The following is a 20,768-nucleotide window of genomic DNA, read 5'->3' on the forward strand; positions in this document are numbered from 1 at the left end:
ATACGCCCCAGGGGGTACGGTGTCAACCTGCGTTGACGTGTTTAGCCTGCGGTCGAGCGGAGTAGCCCGGCCAGGTTGAAGCCGTCGCTGGCTGGTCGCGCACCCTGCCCAATGTCACCGAACGGTTTACGGCTGGCAAGGTGAGGCTTCGCAGTCACAAGAGCATCGACGGCGGCTGTGAGCGTGTCAGGGTCGCTCAGGTGTGCTTCATCAAAGGGAAGGTCGGACGGGTCAGCCAAACGGCCTGTAGCGGCCACCAGAGCGGAGTGCAGCCGTGTTGCCAGCTCGTCGGCCTGTTGTGCACGCTGACGGTACTTCCCGTTCTCTTTGCGGAGGTCTTCGACGTACTCACGTGGGAACGTTTCAGCGTCGCCCTGTGCCGTGTCCACCTGTTCGGGCTGTGCTTCGGGCTGGATCTCGTCTGTCTGGTCTTCGGTGGTTTCCTCGGCGGTAATCTGGTCGGTCATTAGTTTGTCCCTTCGATTTCGAATCGTCGTGCGGTTGCGTAGCTTTGGGCCTGCTGGCCCTTGATGTTGAACTTTTTTCCCACAAGCGCGAGGTCGAGCGGGTTGGTGGTGACGGTCATCACGTCGAGGTTCCGAACATCGGCGGACTGATCGACAGGAAGTGACAGCTCGAGCTGCTGCACGGCGAGGACCATTCCGGGAATTGCGGCATCCTTCACGCCGCCCTTCAGCCGGATCTTGCACTTTCCTTCGTAGACGACAGACACGGCTGGCATATCGATGCCGGTTATCGGGTCGGTGATGACTTCGCCTGTGTCGCGGGTGATCTCGCAGCGGGTGACCATGAGCTTCTCGGCTTCACGTCGCCCGTTCAGGGTGGCCTGTGTTGCGGTCATACTGGTTTCCTCCTACTGGGTTTTTCGTACAGGACGGGGCGCTGCACGCATTCGCAGCCCTTGTGATGCTGAAGCTTGTGACCCTTCGGCCAGACTTGCCCTTCACGCCACCAGTAGCGGCAGAGCTGGCAGGGGTCACCGTCCATCTGCCTCACCCAGCCCTCCACAAGCTGGGACGCGGCCACGCCTTGCCCATACACGTCCACAGCGGCATCCAGGGGCGCGTTCAGGGCGAAACGGGACAGGCGTTCAGTCACGTCTTCTCCGGCCTCTGCTGCGTCCAGGAGCGTCTGCACACCCTTGGCCAGCACAGGCTGGTTGTAGACCTTCGGGAGTGCGCCTGTCGGCAACTGGACGGACCCAGACAGTCTGGTCAGCTCGGTCGAAACGGCCAGGTCTGCCACGGTCGCGGCGCGTCCCTTCGCTTGCAGAATCAGAGCGGACGCGAGCTGCACAAACTGTGGTTTCGAGATCCGGCCCAGACCGTAGGCGTGCCATGCGTTCATCACGTCCGTGCTGGTCGATTCCCTGATTCGGGTGAGGCTGCCCTGGTAACTCATTCGGTCACCAGGAAGGCGGACAGGTCAGTGCCAGCCTGGGAGAGTTGCGCGGCGCGCTGTGCCTGCATCACCTGTTCGATCTGTGACGGGCTGTAACCCATGGGGTCTGCCAGTACTGACGCGAGCGGCACACCGATACCGGCGAGCTTCGCGGCGGCGTCCGCTACCTGTGCCGGGGTGCGGGTGTCAGGTGCAGCCCACAAGGTTTCGTAGTCGCGGGTGTTCTGCCCGTTCGCCACCTTCAGCACCAGGTCGGCAACCTTCGCCCAGGACCGGCCATAGGTGCGCTGCTTGCCAATGACCTTCGCCACAAGGGACGCTTCAGCGGAACGGATCGCGTCAGCGCTCGGCGGCTGGTCACCGTTCAAACCCAGGTAGTGAGGCGGCAGACCCGACACAGCACCGATCTGCTGAGTGAGAACGGCGGACAGGTCACCGTAGCCATTCAGCCCTGAACCGTCGAACTGTCCGAACTTCGTCTCGGGTGACTCCGACTGCCACAACCGGCCCAGCTCGTCACTGAAAGGGTTGACCGGGTTGCCTTCGTCGTCTTCCACAATTTCCAGCCCAGTGACCCAGCGGCGCGGTCGTGCGTAATACTCACTCGACACCATGGCATCCGACATGATCTTCGCCAGTCCGTCTGTCAGGTCGAGAATGTCGGCCATCTCACTGGACCCGTCAAAGTCGAGCAGACGTGCCCGGTTCACGATGGGGACGACAGGCACTTCCAGCAACGGGTTAGGGATAACATCTGTCACCTTCAGCGCGTTTTCCTTCCCGGCATAGCGGGTGATCTGCTCGGCTTCGTACAGGACCGCATAGTGCTGCTTCCCGTCGGTCCATTTCTTCAGTGCAGCCCGGACGACACCAGAAGCCGGGTCGAAGATGGCTGTCATCTGTCGAGCGCTCTCCACAGTCACGCGGGGCATCTCAGGGCCGGACCAAACAGTGACGAAAGATCGCCCGTAGGTGAGGCTGTCAACGTGCGCCAGGTGCGCCTGAGACTCAAGATCGTTGGCCTGCCAGACCTTCCACAGTGTTTCGTCGGCGGCGCTGTCACCGATAGCCCTGAAGCCGGTGACCTGCATCCGTTCAGCCACTGAGTTCACGAGAAGCTTGGGGAAGTTCACCCCCAGCACACGGAGCTTGTTTCCCAGGGCTTCCTGAGACTTAGGCGACAGGAACGCGGCAGGCTGACGGCCCTCGAAGTACTGGTCGAGCTGGGACAGGGGTGCCTGTGACTCGTCGAGCTTCGCGGTGAGGATTTCGAGCGTGTCATTCGTGGTCATTCGGAACTGCTTTCTGTTGAGGGTCTAACGGAAACTGACGACACGACCGGACTTCTTCCGGGTGTGCCAGCTCATGCGGTCGAACGCGACAATGGCCGCTACAGCGCCGTCAATCTTTCGGGGGCTGTTGCGTTTGTCTTTCTGGACGATGGCGCCTATCGCGGTCTGCACAGCGACAGTCTGGGAGACGTGCAAGCTCAGGGTCTTGTCCCCGTCGTGGGTCATCGAGCCGTCGAGCACAGCGGCATAAAGTCGATCCGTCGCCGGTCCCATGCGGTTACGAAAGCCGGTGTTGTACTCGACTACTTTTCGTTCGCCGTGACGTTTGGCCCAGTCTTCGATCTCGGAACGCCAGCCCCAGGGGTCACAGGCCAGCTCCACAACGTCGAACTTGTCGAAAGCGTCATCGACTGCCTTCGTCACTTCCGAACGCGGCACGCGCCATCCTGCATGGTCCGGTTTGTTCCAGATATTGATAGGTGCAATGAAGCCGTCCATCGTGCACGCCACCAGTGCTGTCGAGTCGCCGGATGCTGAACCGTCGAAGCCAAGGACGATACGTTCACCCGGCACCAGTTCACGATCCACGGCCTGTTTATCCCAGACGCCGAACGGCAACCATGAGTCATTCGAGCCGACCCACTGGCCCAGCCTGTAACGCCTGAACGCTGCCTCACGAGTGGTCTTCACCGTCGAACGGAAAGCGTCAACGTGCAGGAAGTCGCCAAGCGCCGGGTTAGCGATATGCCACGCTGCTTCGTCATCGACCGCGCAACCGTCAGGTGCAGCCCATTCGCGGAACACGAAAGACGGATCTTGACCGGTGCGGCCATATTTCACCAGGTCGAACATGACGGACTCTTGCGAATCTGAAGGGGTCGAGATCGCCAGCGTCAGCGATTCCTTGCGCTTGCCAGCGGCAGACGTGACGGCTTCCCAAACCTCGCGGGTGACAACGTGCAATTCGTCCACAATCTGCAACGTCGGGTCGTAACCCTGAAGCGCCGACTCGGTAGCCGGCAGAGCCAGGAACACGCCAGCGTTATGCGGCGTCTCGATCCGGTCCTTGAAGATGTGCGCACGCTCGGCCAACCGTTCATCGAGTTCGATCATCCGTTTAGCGGCGTTGAACACGTGCTTCGCCTGCAACTCGGTAGACGCGACAACGAGGACTTGCGGCGACTCCACTTCGTCAGCGAACAAGCCATAGAGTCCCAGCACAGCGGCCAGACCTGTCTTGCCGTTGCCACGCGGGATGCTCAGAAGTGCCTGCCGTGGTCGTGGTCGGTTTGACGGATACAAGGATTCGACAACCTCGAGTTGCCAGTCACGCAACAGGAAGGGCTGCTTAGCTCCCTCACCCTTCGGCACCTTCAGGAAGTCGCTGCTGAAGTCCCTGACACGCTCCCAGCCACGCGCCGGATACTCGCTCCAATCCAGCTCGTCAGCGGTGATCTGAGCCTTAGGACCGGGCCTAGGCATCATCACCCCGATACAAATGAGAACCGTTCTCGATAAGAGTCGGGATATTTGCCATCACCCGGGGGCCCTTAGAGCGGTCGAGTGCCCCTATCCCCGTGGGTGTCGCTGTGTCGTCGGGTGCGCCCTTCGCGCTGTTGCATGACCTACAGAGCACGTCTACGTCTGCGAGTGACTTAGCTGGCCATCTGAGGTGGTCGCCTGTGAGGTCGTCCTTGGTGCCACAGGCGGAGCACCAGGGCTGGATCTGTCGCGCTCGTCGGCTGAGCCTGAACCATGCGGAGTCGTAGCCGCGTCGTGAGGCTGACGCTTTGGGTTGGGTTGGTGCGGGGTGGTCGCTGCATCTGCTGCCTTCGCTTGGTTCAGCGCAGACGACGCAGAGCTTGAGAGTCATAGGACTGTCGCCCGTCGCTTGAGGACTACGGGGCCTTTGGAGCGGTTGCCTTGTACGCGGAGGATCTTGATATTCATGCTGTTCTGATTCCTTTGTGTCATTAGCTGACCTGTCTTAGTTCGGGGATGAAGCCTGTGTCTGCCCATTCCTGGCCCTTGGGTGAGAGGGCGCTGTAAGCGTCGTCACCGTAGTCAGGGCCTTCGTACTCGTCGTAGCGGGGCATCTGCTTGTGGTAGGCGTCAATGAGGATTGCGGCTTCACCGGTGGACATTCGCTGCCACTGCTTGACGTTGTGTTCGCTGGGGATCTCGCTGCTGAAGTGGATGAAGAGATCATTCAGGTAATCGAGCTGTTGCTGTGTAGCTAATGGCGAATGCACGTCAAAAGAAATTGCACGTTGGGACGAAAGTTCCGACCTGAGATCTTCTTCATTGGTTCTACTTGTAGGTGGTTCTTCTTTGGGTGCCACGCTGCCACCAGGGGGTGGTGGCACGCTGCCAGTAGGTGGTGGCACTGTGCCCGGGGGTATCGGATCTTCCGACGCACTTTCGAAGCGTGGACCCTTCTTACGTCGGGAGTTATCCACAGGCGGCTGACGGCTGAACGTGCCCACTGAGTACAGGTTTCGGTCATTGTTGCCGTTGCCGAGTGGTCGCCGTGTGACCTTGATAATGCCGCGCTGCTCGAGCATCGGCAGGGTCCGGCGAACTGTCCTAGGTGACGTTCGGGATTCTTTTGCGATGGTCGATATCGAGGGATAAGCGGTGCCGGTCGTGTGGTCGCGGTGGTTCAATAACGCGAGGTAGACAAGCAATTCGTTTGCGTCGAAGTCGTAGTCGCGGATTACCCAGTTCGGGATCATCGTGAAACTCTCATTAGCCATTTCGCCTCCTTCCTAACGAAGCGGGGCCGACCCGTAGGCCAGCCCCTTCTCGATCACGGCCATTCGGGAGCGGTATTCGGCTTGTCGATCTGGTGTGCTGTCTCGATCAACTTGACGGCCAACCGGCGCGCCTGGTCGGGGGTGAGGAAGTCAAGAGCCACGTCAGTCTCGTCTTCGTCGTACAGGACAACGTGAGGGAGATCCCCGACTCTGCCTGTTGTAACGCCGGTCATCGGGCCACAGCCGTGACGATGAAGTAATCGGCGCGGTTCAGGCTGCCCCCTACGGCGTGTTGGTCGCCATTTGCGAGAATTTGCATGTCGAGGTCATTGGGGCGGATGGTGCGTCCGAACGGGCTGGTGACGGTGTGCCCGTTCCAGTCAATGTCGCGGGTGGCTGGTACGATTGGTACTGTCTTCATGATCGTTTCTCCTTGGTAGGTGTTTCGGTCGATCCCCTCGGTATGGTTATGCGCTCCAACGCTCACCAGGTCGGGGGATTTTTCTTTGAGCTGGGTCATACGGCCTCCAGCGCGGTTCCGTATCGTGCGCTGTTCTCAATCCAGTCGATGACTTCCGATTCGACGTAGAGAACCGTCTTCGGAGTGGGCTTCCGGTAGCGGGGACCCTTACCGGTGAATCGCAGTTGCGCGAGGTTGGCCTTCGTCATGCCAGGGATGAGCTCCATAACCTGATCAGGGCTCAAGTAGCGTGCCCGCGCTTCCGGCGTCACCTCGGGGTGTTGAACTTTTGTCACGTTTACTCCGTTCAGTTGCGATAATCGGGCGTCTTCTAAGCCGATCCTAGCAGACTTTCGATCACCGGTAGCGTTTTCGCCCTAAAACGGATACTGTCGTCAACATGAGTACGGATGTAATCCCGGATATTGCGACCATCGACGGCATCTTCGGGAAGCGGTTTGCGGAAGCACGTAAAGGCAAGGGCTTGAGCCAGGAAGCCATCGTCACAGCGCTTGCGAAACGTGGCTATCCGCTCCACCTCACTGCGGTTGGAAAGATCGAGCGTGGGGAGCGCCGCGTTACCGTGGGCGAAGCGGCTGCACTGGCGGATGCTCTTGGCTTCACTCTCGATGCGCTGATCGGTGACCAAGGCAATCTCTTGAGTGTGTATGCCGTCCATTCGCGCGAGAGTGAAGCGCTGAGGAGACAGATCGAGGTCTACGCTCGGGCTCTTCTTGATGTCGCGTTGACGGCCGATAGCGCGCGCCTGAGGGATAGTGACCGGGCATGGCTGAGCACGGAGCTGGCGAATCAAACTCCGGCCCAGCTCACGACCGACGCGCTGATGTATGTCGAGGCGGCTATCGCGCGGGAAGGTCTCGCGGCCTCTGGGGAATACACGCGACAACTACTTAGGAACATGCAGGATGATGGCACCTCGCTTCGACTCGGCAAACGTGAATATGCGGCATTGCGGCGCGAGACATTGCAGCGTGCGGAAAAAGAATCTGCCCACGATGGCTAGCGTCACCGCGTATGAGACAGCATCCGGCAAACGGTATAGAGTCCGGTATCGGAAGCCTGACCATGCCCAGACGGATAAGCGCGGGTTCAAAACGAAGCGGGAAGCTGAGCTATTCCTTGCGTCGGTCGAAGTGTCGAAGGCTCGAGGGGAGTTCATCGACGTATCGGCGGCGCGCGCCACGGTTGGCTCTCTGGGGCCGCGCTGGTTGGCCTCCCAAACCCACCTGAAGCCGTCTTCGTTCCAGCCGGTAGCTGACGCTTGGCGGCTGCGGGTACAGCCACGCTGGGGCACACACCAGGTCAGCGCTATCAGGCACACCGAGATCCAGGAATGGGTTTCCGAACTGAGCAATGAACGAAGCGCCACCGTGGTTATCCGTACCTACGGGGTCCTGTCGGCGATCCTCGAATCGGCGGTGAAGGATAGGCGGATTCTGTCTAATCCGGCCAAGGATATCGACCTTCCCAGGAAGCCGAAACGGAAGCACGTTTACCTGAGCCACCAGGAAGTGCACACGCTGGCAGATAACAGTCGGGATCATTCGCTGGTGGTCCTGCTGCTGGCTTATACCGGCCTTCGCTGGGGTGAGCTTGCCGGGTTGACGGTGAGCTCTGTTGACGTGGCCAGGGGTCGGCTGAAGGTGTCTCAGAACGCGGTCGAGGTCGCGGGGGTCATCCACGTTGGCACTCCCAAGAATCACAAGGTCCGGTCGGTGCCGTTCCCCTCCTTCCTGATTCCGCAACTTCTCGAACAGATGGACTGCAAGGCTGGGGACGATCTGTTGCTCCCAGGTCAGGACGGTGAGCATATGAAGCGCACGCGTGTTTCGTCGGGTTCGAAGTCGTGGTTCAAGACGGCGCTGGTCGCCAGCAAGCTCGAGCCGATGACGCTTCACGACCTAAGACACACGGCTGCATCACTCGCTATCAGCTCGGGGGCGAACGTGAAAGCTGTGCAGCGGATGCTTGGCCACGCCTCCGCGACGATGACGCTCGACACTTACGCGGATCTGTTTGACGATGACCTTGACTCTGTTTCGGCACGTCTTGACGAGGTAGTTAGAAATACCATTGTGGGCAAAGTGTGGGCACGCGCTGATTCTTGAGCAAACAGAAACCCCCTGCATCCCAGTGTTTATAAGGGATCAGAGGGTTTTGTCAGTGGCGGAGACGGCGGGATTTGAACCCGCGGTCCCCTTACGAGGACTCCACCTTAGCAGGGTGGTGCACTAGGCCGAACTATGCGACGTCTCCATGCGCGACCGTCTGGCGGACGCACGGGGTTAATCATAACGGGCAAACCGTCGCCCGCCGAATTCGCCGCTGAACGGGCGGCATCCGATCAGTTGTTGGCCACCGAGCAGGTCTGCTGCAGCGCCGTCTGGCCCTGCAGGCCTTCGATCACGTCCGGAGCCGTCGTCGCCGGCGGCGTCGCGCCCGGCGTTGCCGGCGGGGTCGTCGGCACCGGAGCGTTCGGGTCGGCTTCGACACCGGTGCGGTTGGCGTCCGGGTCTGGGGAGAACGGCAGGTCGGCGGCGATCCGTTCGAACAACTCGTCTGCCAGGCTCGACAGCGGCACGACCCTGTTGCGGTCGTTGGGGTCGTCCATCACCGGATACTGGATGAGATTGAGCGCGTCGAGATCGATCGTCTGCAGCGTGCGCGCCATCGCAACCATGCGGGTCAGGTTGGCGAGCGACGTCGACAGGTTCACGTTCTTCGCCGCGACCTGCGCGAGCGAGTAGAGCTTCGTCACATCCGTCAACGTGTCGTTGCTCTTGATCGTACGCACGAGCGACGAGATGTACTGCTGCTGGCTGGCGATTCGCGAGAGGTCGCTGCCGTCGCCGACGCCGTGCCTGGTGCGCAGGAACGCCAACGCCGTCTCACCCGAGATCACGCTGGTGCCTGCAGGAAGGTCGAGGTCGGAGCGCCGGTCCTTGATCGGGGCGGTGAGGCAGACGGGCACGCCGCCGACGGCATCCGTCATCTTCACGACCGACGCAAACGACATCAGCGCCGCGTACTCGATCTCGAGCCCGGTCAGCTCTGAGATCGTGGCAACGACACAGCTGAGGCCGCCTCGCTCGAATGCGGCGTTGAGCGGCTGGGCACGCATGGCGCCGCTGGCCTCGCCGGTCTCGGGGTCGGTGCACTCCGGATGCGGGATGATCAGGTCACGGGGGAAGCTCACGACGACGGCGGTGGAGTGGTCCTCGGAGACGTGCAGCAGCATGTTGACGTCGTTGAGGGTGACGTCACGCCGCCCGAACGCGTTGCCCTGCGCCGGATCGTTGTCCGCGCCGACGACGAGCAGGTTGAAACCACCCTCGAATGCATCGATGTTCGGCACCTCGGGGAGCGGGGTGGTGGTGTCGTTCGGCTGGCTGATGTCGATCGCGTTCGAGCTGACATTGGATGCGAGGTCCCAGACGATCCAGGCGGCGACGGATGCTCCGCTCACGAGCACGACGGTCAGCGCGATCGCGAGGCCACGGAAAAACGTGGCGACAGCACCACGGCGCGGCTGGCGTCCATGTTTGACACCGTTCCGACTGCGACTCGACCTGCTCACAGAGCAACTCTAGGGCGATCGGCGACCGCAGGAATCCCCCGGAAGGCGGGTGGCCTAATCGTTACCCTTCGAGCAGGTGTAGTCGGCGGCGGTCTGCCCCGGCACCGATTCATCGAGCACGACTCCGCTCGGAGGAGTCGGCTCCCCCGTCGACGGGGCCGAGGGATCCGGCGTCGACGGGGTCGGCGCACTCGGATCGACGACCGAGCCCGGGCCGGTCTCGCCGGTGAGGGTCAGCGGCTGATCGGCAGCAAGCGCGTCGAAGAGCTCCGTCGCCGGTCCTTCGAGCGGGAGCACTCCCTCATAACCGTTGATGTCGCCGTACTCGGTGGGGTATTGGGCGAAGACGACCTGGTCGAGCGGGATGTCCTTGAGCGCCATGGCGATCGACACCATCGTGTTGAGGTTCGAGAGACTGGTCGACAATGTCATGTTGCTCGCGGCGGCTTTCGCGATTCCGAAGAGTTTGCTCGGATCGGTCAGCGTCTCGCTGCTCTTCAGGGTGCGCACCAGTGACGACAGGAACACCTGTTGGTTGCTGATCCGGCCGAGGTCGGACCCGTCGCCGACACCGTGGCGGGTGCGGAGGAACTGCAGCGCGGCCATCCCCTGCAGGGTGTGGGTTCCGGCGTCGAGGTAGGTTTCGGTGCGCCAGTCGTCGATCGGCTCGGCGACACAGACGTCGACCCCTCCGACGGCGTTCGAGAGTTCGATCACTCCGCCGAATTCGACCTCGGCAGCGAACGGGATGCTGAGTCCGGTCAGCTTCTCGACGGTGAGTACGGTGCAGGCCAGGCCTCCGTATGAGAGTGTCGTGTTGATCTTCTGGGCAGCCATCTCGTCGTAGGTTCCGCCGCCTTCCTTGGGGCAGGACGGGATCGGAACGAACATGTCGCGCGGGAAACTGACCACGGTCGCCGACGTGTGATCCTCCGAGATGTGCATGAGCATCGTCACATCGTTGAGGGTCGCCGAATCCTTGTCGACGTCGCCGAAGACGGCATCCTGCCCGGTGCGACTGTCGCTCCCGACGAGGAGCAGGTTCACTCCACCTTCGATGGCGTCGATGTTCGGCGCGTCGGCTCCTGGGGTCTCATTCGCGAGGGCGACGGGTGGGGCCACGCTCGATGCGATGTCCCATACCGCGTATGCGGCGATGGCAGAACCGCTGACGAGTACGACGGCGAGTACGGCGGAGACGACCTTCGCAATGGTCTTCGCCGCGGTCGACGTTTTCAGTCGACCGTGTCTGGTCGCCACTGGGGAGCGCCGGGAACGGCGGTCGGGTTCGCTCACGCAACGTTCCTTTCACGACAGGCGGATGCCAGGGGGTGGGAATCGAGCGGTGGCGGAGGGCGTGGGATTCGAACCCACGAGACATTTCTGCCCACCAGTTTTCAAGACTGGCTCCATCGGCCGCTCGGACAGCCCTCCATGCCCGCCGTCCGAGAACAGCGTGCAACGCTCGATTGTAGCCGATGAGGGCTTCTCCAGAGTGACAGGAGCTCCTGACAGGACCCTGAAAGGGCCGGTCAGAGCGACGTGAGTACGGCGACGAGACCGTCGTCGTCGATGCCTCCTGTGACCTCGGTCGCCGCGGCCTTCACCTCGTCTGGGGCCTGGCCCATTGCGACCGCACGCCCAGATCGGCCCGCCCACTGGAACATCTCGATGTCGTTGCGACCGTCTCCGACTGCGACGATCCGTTCTTCCGGCATGTCGAGCCACTGCCGCACCCGCTCGAGTGCGGTCGACTTGTTGACGCCGAGCGGGGCGATGTCGAGCCAGGCGGTCCAGCCGATGGCGTAGGTGACCTGGTGCAGCCCCATCTTCTCGACGACGGAGAGAAAGTCGAGTTCGTCATGCTCCGGTGAGACGACGACGACGCGGGTGACCGGCTCGGACAACAGGTGCTCGAACTCGACCTCTTCGGCGTTTTCGAGGTTCCAGTCGCTCATGCCCTCGGTGTACCGGCGGTATCCGCTCGGGTATTCGACCATGTACCGGCCGTCGTCGAGGTGCGAGCGGATCGTCCGCAACACCTCACTCGGGTCGAAGGTCTCGATGAGATGGCGGTTGTATCCGGTGGGTTCGGTCGGGTCCCTGCGCATCACGAGCGCGCCGTTGGCACAGACCACGTATGCCGGGTCGATGCCCAGCTGGTCGATGATCTGGTGCGTCGTCTCCCAGCTGCGCCCGGTGGCGAGCATGAGGTGATGCCCACGATCGGATGCCGCGCGTGCGGCCTCGACGACGGCATCCGACATCGTTCCATCCTCGTGGAGGATGGTGCCGTCGACGTCGAGCGCGACGAGGAGTCCGGACTCGCTCACAGGGGCAGCGCGACGTCGAGCCCGCCGAGGTACGGCCGCAGCGCTTCGGGAATGACCACGGAACCGTCCGCCTGCTGGTGTGTCTCGAGCAGGGCGACGAGCCAGCGGGTGGTGGCCAGGGTTCCGTTGAGGGTCGCGACCGGCGTGGTCTTGCCGTCTTCGCCAGCACGGTAACGGATGTTGAGACGTCGCGACTGGTAGGTGGTGCAGTTCGAGGTGGAGGTGAGTTCGCGGAACGCGCCCTGGGTCGGCACCCACGCCTCGACGTCGTACTTGCGCGCGGCGCTCGAGCCGAGGTCGCCTGCTGCCGTGTCGATGACGCGGTAACTCAGCCCGAGGGCCTGCAGCATGCCCTCCTGCCAGCCGAGCAGGCGGAGGTGTTCGGCTTCAGCCTCTTCTGGCGTCGTGTAGACGAACATCTCGAGCTTGTTGAACTGGTGCACGCGGATGATCCCGCGGGTATCGCGACCGTACGAGCCGGCTTCGCGGCGGTAACAGGTCGACCAGCCGGCGTACCGGAGCGGCGCCTCAGCGACGTCGATGATTTCGTCTGAGTGGTAACCGGCGAGCGCGACCTCGCTCGTTCCCGTGAGGTACAGGTCGTCTGCGGGCAGGTGATAGACCTCGTCGGCGTGGGCGCCGAGAAAACCGGTTCCCGCCATGATCTCGGGCTTCACGAGGGTCGGCGTGATGAGCGGGATGAATCCCTCGGCGAGTGCACGATCGAGCGCCATGTTCATGATGGCGAGCTCGAGGCGCGCGCCGATGCCGCGGAGGTAGTAGAACCGCGCGCCGGACACTTTGGTGCCGCGCTGCATGTCGATGGCACCGAGCAGTTCGCCGAGCTCGAGGTGGTCCTTGGCCTCGAAGTCGAAGCTCGGTTTCTCTCCCACTTCGCGCAGGGTGACGAAGTCGTCTTCGCCTCCGGCTGGCACGCCGTCGAGGATCGGGTTCTGGATGGCGCCGACGATCTCGGTGAAGCGGGCGTCGGCATCCGTCACGCGCTGCTGGGCGAGCTTGACCTGCTCGGAGAGTCCCTTGACCTCGGCGAGGAGAGCCGGCTTCTCCTCCTTCGTGGCCTTCGCGACGCGCTTGCCGAAGGCGTTCTGCTCGGCCCGGAGTTCGTCGAACGTCGTGATCGCGGTACGACGGTCGCGGTCGGCGTCGAGGGCCTGGTCGACGAGGTCGACGGGCGATCGCCGCGCCTCCTGCGAACGCCTGATGAGGTCTGGGTTTTCGCGGAGGAGCACTGGATCAATCACGGGTGCAAGTCTAACCGGGCGCGGTACGGTTGCAGGTATGAGTGATGCCCGACTCCAGCGCGCGGCAGTCGTCTACAACCCGACAAGGGTCACCGTCGCCGCCCTCCGGGCGCTCATCGAACCCGCTGCGGCTGAGGCCGGCTGGGGCGAGACCCGCTGGTACGAGACAACTCTTGACGACTCGGGCAAGGAGCTCACCCGGGCCGCCGTCGCCGACGGTGCCGCGATGGTGTTTGCTGCCGGGGGCGACGGAACGGTGCGCGCCGTTGCCGAGGGCATCCGCGATTCGGGGGCCGCCCTCGCCCTGCTGCCCTATGGCACCGGCAATCTGCTCGCACGCAACCTGCGCTTGCCGATCACCAACATGGCCGACGCGATCGCCATCGCCTTCACCGGTCGCACCCGCAACATCGACCTCGGCATTGCGACGCTCAGCCGGGTCGACGGGAGCATCGAGGAGCACGGTTTTCTGGTCATGGCCGGCATGGGAATCGACGCAGACATCATGGCGAACACGAACGAGACCCTCAAGAAGACCGTTGGCTGGCTCGCGTACGTCGATGCAGGCATCCGGGTGATTCCGGACGCGCGACCGTTCCGGATCCGTTACCAGCTCGACGACAAGCCGCAGCACAGTGCCCACGTGAGCACCATCCTGTTCGGCAATTGCGGCACGTTGACCGGCGGGCTCGAGATGATGCCGGACGCCATCGTCGACGACGGGCTCCTCGACGTGGCCGTACTGCAGCCGAAGGGCACGCTGGGGTGGTTCGAGTTGTGGCGCAAGCTGCGCTGGGAGAACGGGTTCCTGCGTCGGTCGAGCATCGGGCGCAAGATCATCAAGGCGACCTCGGGCAGTGCATCGACGATCACCTACCTGCGGAGTTCGGGCATCACGGTCTCGCTCGACAAGCCGCGGCACGTGGAGCTCGACGGCGACGAGTTCGGCATCGTGGCAGGGGTGCGCTTCGCGGCCGATGCGGGCGCGCTGGCTGTGCGGGTGCGGTAGCGCGGCGGCATCCGTGTCGGTTCGGGCGTTCCGTTCGGGTGTTCCGATTCGGGTGTTCCGGTTCGGGTGTTCCGGTTCGGGGATACGGCCTGGGACGACAGAAAGCGTCGTATCTCGCGCACAACTGCAGCCAGTTCTGTCGTGTCGCGACGCGCGGCTGCGGCGCACGGCGTCGACGCGCGACGGCTCTCCACAGCGTTGAGGACTTGTGCCGGAGTTTCGTCATTCCCGGGGGAAACGGCGCAGGGGTGCCGAGATGCAGCACCCTCGAGGGGTGGTCTTTCGCAAACCGATCCCGCAGCCGCTGCCGACCGCCTTCTCCGTGGCCGACGCCTACGCGCACGGGTTCAGCCGGGCGCAGCTGCGCAACCGGTCGCTCCTCGTTCCGTTCCATGGAACACGGGCGCTGGCGCTTCCGACATCGGGGGAACCGCAGGCCGAGTTCAAGATGCGATGTCGAGCGCTCGCGACACGGATGCCGTCCGGCGCGGCGTTCAGCCACCGTACCGCCGCGATCCTGCACCAGATGCCGTTGCCCGGCCAGCAGACCAACCAGCATTTCGAGGTAACAGTTCCCGCGCCTGGCCGCGCCATACGTCGACGCGGCGTCGACGGACACTGCAGTTTTCTGGCGCCAGACTGCGTGGGCACGCTCGCGGGGATCCCGGTAACCACAGTCGAACGGACGTGGTGCGATCTGGCGACGATGCTTTCGCTCCCCGACCTGGTCGCTGTCGCCGATTTCCTCCTCTGGCACAGGAACCCGCGGACGACGATCGCTCGGCTGACCACTGCCGTCGGGCGCCACCCCAGCCGCTCGGGCCGCCCCGCACTTCGCTCTGCGCTGACCCTGGCATCGGACCATTCCCAATCGCGTCCAGAGTCGCTCGTGCGCGTCGACCTGGCACTGAGCGACCTTCCAACGCCGGTGGCGAACCTCGAGTTGCACCTGGTGATCACGAGGCGTGTGGTGCATCTGGATCTTGCGTACCCGGAGTACAAACTCGAGCTCGAGTATCACGGCGACCAGCACCGCACCGATGTGCGGCAGTGGCGCAGCGACGTGCGGCGGGCCAACGACATCGGCGACGAGGGGTGGCAGACGCTGCAGTTCACCGGCGACGACCTCGCGGATCTGCCATCGCTGAGGCGTCGGGTCGAGCGACGCCTGCGGTCGCTGGGCTGGGACGGTTAGACGCGCCGGAGCATCCGGACGCGCATCCGCGGGAACGAGCAACGACACAAAAGGCTGCGGAATCACACGACCAGCAACCATTCCTGTGGCCCACGCATCCACGGGAACGAGCAACGACACAAAAGGCTGCGAAATTCTGCGACCAACGACCCTTTGTGTCGTTGCAGCGCGGTGTCGTTGAAGCGCGGTGTCGTTGCAGAACGGTGTCGTTGCAGAGCGGTCTCGTTGCAGAACGGTGTCGTTGCAGCGCGGTGTCGTTGCAGCTCGCCGGCCCGCTAGCGCCCCTAGATAACGCCCTGCGCAAGCATCGCATCCGCGACCTTCACGAAGGCCGCTGTATTGGCGCCCACGACGTAGTCGCCCGGGCGACCGTAGCGGTCGGCCGCCTCGAACGCAGCCGCGTGCACGCCGCGCATGATGTGATGCAGCCGGTCTTCACTGTCGCTGAAGCTCCAGCGCTGGCGCGACGCGTTCTGGCTCATCTCGAGCGCACTTGTCGCGACACCACCGGCGTTAGCAGCCTTTCCCGGCCCGAAAAGAACCCCGGCCTGCTGGAACGCGTGCACGGCATCCGGGTAGCACGGCATGTTGGCACCCTCGCTGACCGCTTCAACGCCGTTCGCGATCAGCGACGCCGCGTCTGCACCGGTGAGTTCGTTCTGGGTGGCGCTCGGCAGGGCGATCTGGCCGGGCACATCCCAGACGCTTCCGCTCGAGACGAAGCGCGCAGAGCGGCGTCGCGCGGCGTACTCCGAGATGCGCAGCCGTTCGACCTCTTTGATCTGCTTGAGTAGGTCGAGGTCGATACCCTTTTCGTCGACGATGTAGCCGGACGAATCGGATGCCGTGATCGCACGACCCCCGAGCTGGTGCACTTTTTCGATGGCATACGTCGCGACGTTGCCCGATCCGGAGACGACCGCCGTCTTGCCGTCGATCGACTCCCCTTTCGTAGCGAGCATCTCCTCGGTGAAGAAGACGGCACCGTATCCGGTGGCTTCGGTGCGCACCTCTGCGCCGCCCCAGCCTGTCCCCTTACCGGTGAACATGCCGGACTCGTGGCGGTTGGTGACCTTGCGGTACTGCCCGAAGAGGTAGCCGATCTCGCGGGCGCCGACCCCGATGTCGCCGGCGGGAACGTCCGTGTGCTCGCCGAGGTGCCTGTAGAGCTCGTTCATGAAGCTCTGGCAGAACCGCATCACCTCTGCATCGCTCTTGCCGTGCGGGTCGAAGTCGCTGCCGCCCTTGGCACCGCCGATGCCCTGCGCGGTCAGGGCGTTCTTGAAGATCTGCTCAAAGCCGAGAAACTTGATGATCGACAGGTTGACCGTGGGGTGGAAGCGCAACCCGCCCTTGTACGGCCCGAGCGCCGAATTGAACTGCACCCGGAAACCGCGGTTGACCTGCACTCGGTTGCGGTCGTCGGTCCACGGCACTCGGAAGATCACCTGGCGTTCCGGCTCCACCAGCCGCTCGAGGATGCCGGCCTCGCCGAACTCCGGATGCTCGGCGAGCGCCGGCTCGATCGACTCGAGCACCTCGTGCAGAGCCTGATGAAACTCGGGCTCTCCCTGGTTGCGGGCGACGGCGGTCGCGTAAACGGCGCGGGTGATCTCGGACGGAGTGGAAGCTGAGGGCACTGAGGGTCTTTCTGAGGGTGGAGATTCGCGAACGACGCTGCGCGCGGGGAAACGCGGCGAACGCCCGATTCGAGGATCTGCCGGGCGCTGCTCGCGAAGAAGGGCCGTTGTGCGGCCCTCGCCAGTCTGTCGTCGGCGGGCAGCATCCGTCAATTCAGACCGACGGATGCGACGCCGGCCGCCACCGCGCGGCCGCCACGAACCCTGAACCGAGCAGCATCCCGAGCCCAGCGACGCTGAGCAGACCGAGCGGCTTGAACTGCCAGCCCCCGATCGACCGCACGACGGGGGTCTCGCTCGGCCCCCACGACACGGAATAGGACTCGTCGACGTTTTCGATGTCGAGCGCGAGATCGAGTACCGGTGTTCCGTGAAGCAGGCTGGAGGTCACCAGCCAGCCCAGCGCCGAGTCCTGGCCGATATCCGGCATTCCCGCCTCGTCGAGCTGCTCGCGTTCCTCGGGAGTGAACGCGATCGAAGCCTTCGCGGCGTCGATCCGCAGCTGAGCATCGACGGCTGCGAACCCGATGCCAGACACCAGAAGCAGCACGCCGGCGAGCGCTGCGCGCAGCATCCACCGTTTCGACCGAACGGATGCCGCGCGCGGGCCAGCGGGAAGCGTCACGACGTCACTCGACCAGTGCGTCGCCGTCGTCGTCGTCGCGCGCACTCCGTGGTGCCCAGTGCAGAGCGACGAAGAAGACCACGCCGAGCAGGGTGAGCACGCCCGCGAGGGCGAGAAGCGGCGACAGCCCCCACACGATCTGCGCGGTCAGATAGGTCTGTTCTGCGTTCTCATCTGGCTCGCTCACGAACCCGAACTGCGCTCCGTACACCTGCTCGACCGACCAGCGAAACGCCCCGATCCCGGCAGCGAGCAGAACGACGCCGATGACCGTGAGGGCGACCAGATAGGGATTGCGCCACGGTGACACCGGCGTCTCGGCCACGGCATCCGTCACGTCGTCATTCCCCGTCGTCGGATAGTCGATATCGAGCTCGCCAAAGAACCCGGCACCCGGCATCGTCGACGCCGCAGGCGCCGGCGCAGGAACAGGAGGAATCGGGGTAGGACGCACCCGACGACGCTCCTCCACGACAGGAATGCGCTCATGGGTGAGCGGGCTCGCGGCGGGACCGTCGTGCACCGCCGGGTCGAATCCGCGCTGGTACTCCGGGCTGTATCGGGGGTCGAATCCTGCGCGATCCATGTCGATGCTCCTTCGCCGACGCCGATATCGGTGTCTGGAGCCTAGCCAACCACTCTCAGCCGGTCGGCGCCATCAGTCCTGCGGTTCCCCCGAGATCAGCCCGCGCAGCCAGTCACGCGCCTCGACGAAGACGTCGTCTGCGTATCGCCCGTCGAACTCGATCGATGCCTGATCTGCACGGGGATATGAGCCGAGGAATCGCACGCTCGGGCTGAACCGCCGCACGCCGAGCAGGGCGTCTGCCACGCGTTCGTCTCGGATATGACCGTCAGCGTCGATGATGAACCGGTACCGGCCGAGCGCGTCGCCGATCGGGCGCGACTCGAGCAGGCTCATGTTCACTCCCCTGGTCGAGAACTGCTCCAGCAGTTCGAGCAAGGCGCCGGCGCGGTCGACGGGGAGCTCGGCGATCAGGCTGGTCTTGTCCGCCCCGGTCGGCTCGGGCAGCACGGTGGTGCGACTGACGAGAAGAAACCGGGTCACGGCATTGGGGTTGTCTCCGATGTTCTCGGCGAGCACCTCGACGTCGTACTGGTCGACGATGCCAGGTGGGGCGATGGCTGCGTCTGCGAGGTCGTTGTCGAGAAGGGCGGATGCCGCCGCCACGTTGCTCGTCGCCGGGATGTGCCCGTGCTCGGGGAGGGCAGCATCCATCCAGAGGTGGCACTGGGCGTAGGCGACGGGATGAGCATTGATGACCCGGACGTCGGCGAGATTTGTGCCGGGCCGGGCGACGAGCACGAAGTTCACCGGAACGAGGTACTCACCGATGATCCGCAGCCCGGGGATGGTGGCGAGGGCGTCCTGTGCCACCGAGACCCCGCCCTCGATCGAATTCTCGATCGCGATCACAGCCGCATCGCTGCGCCCCTCGAGTACGTCATCAAGGGCTTCGCCGACGTTGTTCACCGAGTGCCAGTTCTGGCCGACAGCCTCGGCCACCTGGGCGAGCGCCGCCTCGGTGAATGTCCCTCGCGGCCCGAGGTAGCTGTAGGTCCGGAGTGCTGGGCCGTCTGGGGTGTCTGCCATGGCACCGAGCCTAGTGCGCGTCGCCCGGACCGGAGCGGCAGATCGCCCCGAACTGGGACTCTCCAATCCGGGGTCCTCCCGGTACAGTTGGGGAGTCTGCCCGACTGCGTCTTCGCCGGTGGGAGCGACTTCGTGCGTCGTGGGACAGAGGGTAGGAACGCGTGGGATTCTGGGGGGAAGCACGGGGCTCGATGTCACGTCGTGTCTCTCCTCTTCTGCATGCCTTCGGGGGCGCAGCAACGGCCCTCGCGGTCGGGGCCGCCGCAGTCGGTTTCGTGACCGATGTCGGTCTGCCTGACACCCCGTTCTCCGGCGTCGTCTCGCTCGAGCCTGTTCCGTTGGATGGTCAGGATTTCGCGGCGCAGTTCGCCGATCGCATTCCGACGGCGGCCGACGTTCTGCACACGCTCACTCCGCTGCAGGTGGCGGCCCTGTGGCGCGACCTTCCTGATTCGTTCGTCGACCGTCTCATCGACGAACGACCGGATGCCGTCGGCAACCTCGAAGGGGCCGACTACGCGGACCGCGACCGGGCGAACGTGTACCGGCTGGCCATCGTGCAGGAACAGGCCCAGGATGCCCAGCAGGAGGCACTGTCTCGGTTCCGGTCGGTGGTGTCGCAGGCGGCGGCCGCGATCCAGCTGGCCGAAGCAGAGGCGAGGGTCGCAGCGATCGACACCCTGGTCGACGTTCTCGATGACCGCCACCGGGCTCCCAGCTCGCCCGACCGTTTTCTGATCAGCCTCGACGACTCCGTCGACGGTCCGCCGCTGGCCGCCATCGCCGTCGGCGACCTCGACGTCGCCCTCTACTCGACCTTCTTCGTTCCGGGCATGAACAGCAGCCTGCTCGAAGCGGAGGACTACCTCCGCGGGGTCACCCGCATCCAGCAGGCATCGGAAGACAGCGCTGCAGTGTTGTGGCTCGGCTACGAGAGCCCCGGACCGGTCGAGACGGTGTCGACCCTGCGGGCAGAGGCCGGGGCCGTGCGGCTGGCCGCAGCTCTCGAGGGCTACGACTCCTACCGCGATACCGTCGGGCTGCCATCGGAGCTTTCAGTCCTGGCCCACTCCTACGGTTCGACGACCGCAGCGATCGCCCTGTCGTCAGGGAACTACGGAGTGAGTTCGTTCGTGATGATCGGGTCGGCCGGGGTGCCCGCCGATATCGAACTGGACGACCTGCAGGTGCGCCCCGACCGGGTGTACGCGTCCGAGGCGATGGCCGACGTGATGGCGGGCAAGGGCCAGTTCTGGTCTGGCCGGGTCAATCCGGCATCCGTCGACTGGGGCGCCCAGCTCTTCGGAAGCAACGGAGCGACGCTCGACGACGGCACGGTGCTCGCTGCCGTCACCGCCCACGATGTCGTCGGGCCGGACACGGACGCCGATCACGACAAGTATCTGGGCGATGGAACCGAGAGCCTCTACGACATCCGGATGATCGTCACCGGCCAGCGGCATGAGATCACTCCCGGCGGCAGGACCCCGTCGACGGATGCCCCTATCCTCGCCGACGGTGCGAAGTAAATCCCTGACAGACGACAGTGGCTTGATGCCAC

General features: G+C 63.9%; 21 protein-coding genes and 2 tRNA genes. 5 read left to right on the forward strand and 18 right to left on the reverse strand.

Features of this window, described 5'->3' with window-relative positions; translation table 11 throughout:
• Positions 1–41: 41 nt before the first annotated feature.
• The 8 genes from IWX78_RS01695 to IWX78_RS01730 form a co-directional block, all read right to left on the reverse strand.
• On the reverse strand, positions 42–467 hold the full coding sequence (locus tag IWX78_RS01695; RefSeq protein WP_196831649.1) for a hypothetical protein: 426 nt from the start codon (positions 465–467) through the stop codon (positions 42–44).
• Entirely contained in the window at positions 467–862 is a 396-nt protein-coding gene (locus tag IWX78_RS01700; RefSeq protein ID WP_196831650.1) for a DUF6093 family protein, read from the reverse strand. The genes IWX78_RS01695 and IWX78_RS01700 overlap by 1 nt, the downstream gene beginning before the upstream one ends.
• Positions 859–1,422, reverse strand: coding sequence for a hypothetical protein (locus tag IWX78_RS01705; protein ID WP_196831651.1), 564 nt, complete (start codon positions 1,420–1,422; stop codon positions 859–861). The genes IWX78_RS01700 and IWX78_RS01705 overlap by 4 nt, the downstream gene beginning before the upstream one ends.
• Positions 1,419–2,714 (reverse strand): phage portal protein, encoded by a 1,296-nt coding sequence (locus IWX78_RS01710; RefSeq protein ID WP_196831652.1) that lies wholly within the window; start codon positions 2,712–2,714, stop codon positions 1,419–1,421. Before IWX78_RS01710 ends, IWX78_RS01705 begins: the two co-directional genes overlap by 4 nt.
• A 24-nt stretch (positions 2,715–2,738) precedes the next feature.
• Entirely contained in the window at positions 2,739–4,199 is a 1,461-nt protein-coding gene (locus tag IWX78_RS01715; RefSeq protein ID WP_196831653.1) for a terminase large subunit domain-containing protein, read from the reverse strand.
• 488 nt (positions 4,200–4,687) lie between these two features.
• Positions 4,688–5,470 carry a helix-turn-helix domain-containing protein gene (locus IWX78_RS01720; protein ID WP_196831654.1) on the reverse strand — a complete coding sequence of 261 codons (783 nt, stop codon included), beginning with the start codon at positions 5,468–5,470 and terminating at the stop codon, positions 4,688–4,690.
• A gap of 229 nt (positions 5,471–5,699) precedes the next feature.
• Positions 5,700–5,990, reverse strand: coding sequence for a hypothetical protein (locus tag IWX78_RS01725; RefSeq protein ID WP_196831655.1), 291 nt, complete (start codon positions 5,988–5,990; stop codon positions 5,700–5,702).
• On the reverse strand, positions 5,987–6,226 hold the full coding sequence (locus IWX78_RS01730) for a helix-turn-helix transcriptional regulator (protein ID WP_196832122.1): 240 nt from the start codon (positions 6,224–6,226) through the stop codon (positions 5,987–5,989). Before IWX78_RS01730 ends, IWX78_RS01725 begins: the two co-directional genes overlap by 4 nt.
• Positions 6,227–6,330: 104 nt before the next feature.
• Between IWX78_RS01730 and IWX78_RS01735 the strand changes: the two genes are divergently transcribed.
• Together IWX78_RS01735 and IWX78_RS01740 are read left to right on the forward strand one after the other, a co-directional pair.
• On the forward strand, positions 6,331–6,954 hold the full coding sequence (locus IWX78_RS01735; RefSeq protein ID WP_196831656.1) for a helix-turn-helix domain-containing protein: 624 nt from the start codon (positions 6,331–6,333) through the stop codon (positions 6,952–6,954).
• Positions 6,947–8,059, forward strand: coding sequence for a tyrosine-type recombinase/integrase (locus IWX78_RS01740; protein ID WP_196831657.1), 1,113 nt, complete (start codon positions 6,947–6,949; stop codon positions 8,057–8,059). The genes IWX78_RS01735 and IWX78_RS01740 overlap by 8 nt, the downstream gene beginning before the upstream one ends.
• A 56-nt stretch (positions 8,060–8,115) precedes the next feature.
• On the opposite strand, the gene IWX78_RS01745 is transcribed toward IWX78_RS01740, so the two are convergent.
• From IWX78_RS01745 to serS, 6 genes are all read right to left on the reverse strand, one after another.
• Positions 8,116–8,207 (reverse strand) — tRNA-Ser (locus IWX78_RS01745).
• Between the two features lie 88 nt (positions 8,208–8,295).
• Complete coding sequence (locus IWX78_RS01750) at positions 8,296–9,528, reverse strand: LCP family protein (protein ID WP_196831658.1); 1,233 nt, start codon at positions 9,526–9,528, stop codon at positions 8,296–8,298.
• Positions 9,529–9,582: 54 nt separating this feature from the next.
• The gene (locus IWX78_RS01755; protein WP_196831659.1) at positions 9,583–10,824 is read right to left on the reverse strand and encodes an LCP family protein; all 1,242 of its coding nucleotides are present in this window, start codon (positions 10,822–10,824) and stop codon (positions 9,583–9,585) included.
• Positions 10,825–10,874: 50 nt separating this feature from the next.
• Positions 10,875–10,962, reverse strand: a tRNA-Ser gene (locus tag IWX78_RS01760).
• 98 nt (positions 10,963–11,060) lie between these two features.
• Complete coding sequence (locus tag IWX78_RS01765; RefSeq protein WP_196831660.1) at positions 11,061–11,861, reverse strand: HAD family hydrolase; 801 nt, start codon at positions 11,859–11,861, stop codon at positions 11,061–11,063.
• The gene (gene serS, locus IWX78_RS01770) at positions 11,858–13,123 is read right to left on the reverse strand and encodes a serine--tRNA ligase (RefSeq protein ID WP_196831661.1); all 1,266 of its coding nucleotides are present in this window, start codon (positions 13,121–13,123) and stop codon (positions 11,858–11,860) included. Before serS ends, IWX78_RS01765 begins: the two co-directional genes overlap by 4 nt.
• Before the next feature lie 37 nt (positions 13,124–13,160).
• Between serS and IWX78_RS01775 the strand changes: the two genes are divergently transcribed.
• Both IWX78_RS01775 and IWX78_RS01780 read left to right on the forward strand, forming a co-directional pair.
• The gene (locus IWX78_RS01775; RefSeq protein ID WP_196831662.1) at positions 13,161–14,132 is read left to right on the forward strand and encodes a diacylglycerol/lipid kinase family protein; all 972 of its coding nucleotides are present in this window, start codon (positions 13,161–13,163) and stop codon (positions 14,130–14,132) included.
• Between the two features lie 274 nt (positions 14,133–14,406).
• Positions 14,407–15,327 (forward strand): hypothetical protein, encoded by a 921-nt coding sequence (locus IWX78_RS01780; RefSeq protein WP_196831663.1) that lies wholly within the window; start codon positions 14,407–14,409, stop codon positions 15,325–15,327.
• A 284-nt stretch (positions 15,328–15,611) separates the two neighbouring features.
• Here the strand turns inward: IWX78_RS01780 and gdhA are convergent, their stop codons facing one another.
• The 4 genes from gdhA to pheA form a co-directional block, all read right to left on the reverse strand.
• Entirely contained in the window at positions 15,612–16,940 is a 1,329-nt protein-coding gene (gene gdhA / locus IWX78_RS01785; RefSeq protein WP_196832091.1) for an NADP-specific glutamate dehydrogenase, read from the reverse strand.
• Between the two features lie 181 nt (positions 16,941–17,121).
• Positions 17,122–17,592, reverse strand: coding sequence for a hypothetical protein (locus IWX78_RS01790; protein ID WP_196831664.1), 471 nt, complete (start codon positions 17,590–17,592; stop codon positions 17,122–17,124).
• Between the two features lie 4 nt (positions 17,593–17,596).
• Entirely contained in the window at positions 17,597–18,178 is a 582-nt protein-coding gene (locus tag IWX78_RS01795) for a hypothetical protein (RefSeq protein WP_196831665.1), read from the reverse strand.
• Between the two features lie 72 nt (positions 18,179–18,250).
• Positions 18,251–19,207 (reverse strand): prephenate dehydratase, encoded by a 957-nt coding sequence (gene pheA, locus IWX78_RS01800; RefSeq protein WP_196831666.1) that lies wholly within the window; start codon positions 19,205–19,207, stop codon positions 18,251–18,253.
• A gap of 191 nt (positions 19,208–19,398) precedes the next feature.
• On the opposite strand from pheA, the gene IWX78_RS01805 reads away from it, so the two are divergent.
• Positions 19,399–20,736 (forward strand): alpha/beta hydrolase, encoded by a 1,338-nt coding sequence (locus IWX78_RS01805; RefSeq protein WP_196831667.1) that lies wholly within the window; start codon positions 19,399–19,401, stop codon positions 20,734–20,736.
• Positions 20,737–20,768: the final 32 nt, after the last annotated feature.

It is taken from the genome of Mycetocola sp. CAN_C7, assembly GCF_015752285.1.
Taxonomy (GTDB): domain Bacteria; phylum Actinomycetota; class Actinomycetes; order Actinomycetales; family Microbacteriaceae; genus Mycetocola_A.